Below are 260 nucleotides of genomic sequence, written 5' to 3' on the forward strand. Positions count from 1 at the left end.
GTATTGGCGTTGGGCCTGGCCTTGAGTTCATTGGCACAGGCGCAAAACCTGCCCGGCAGCAGCAACAACCCCTACAACGGGCCCATCCATCAGGCCAACCCCAACAGCATGCAGGGCACCCAGCCCAACGCGCCAGCAGCGCGGGGCACCTACATCCCGCCGGCGCAGCGGTCGCCGACCCTGCAAAACGGCGGTATTGGCAACAGCGTCCAGCGCCGCGACAGCCCACAGACCCCGCCCGCCATCCAGCCCAAAGCTCC

The 260-nt window shown here is 67.3% G+C and carries 1 protein-coding gene; it reads left to right on the top strand.

Translation table 11 applies throughout. The features are described 5' to 3' along the window. The coding region (locus FJ988_RS30590) for a hypothetical protein (protein ID WP_140823053.1) at positions 1 to 260 on the top strand (260 nt) is incomplete at both ends.

It is taken from the genome of Mesorhizobium sp. CU3 (assembly GCF_006442965.1).
Lineage (GTDB): Bacteria > Pseudomonadota > Alphaproteobacteria > Rhizobiales > Rhizobiaceae > Mesorhizobium.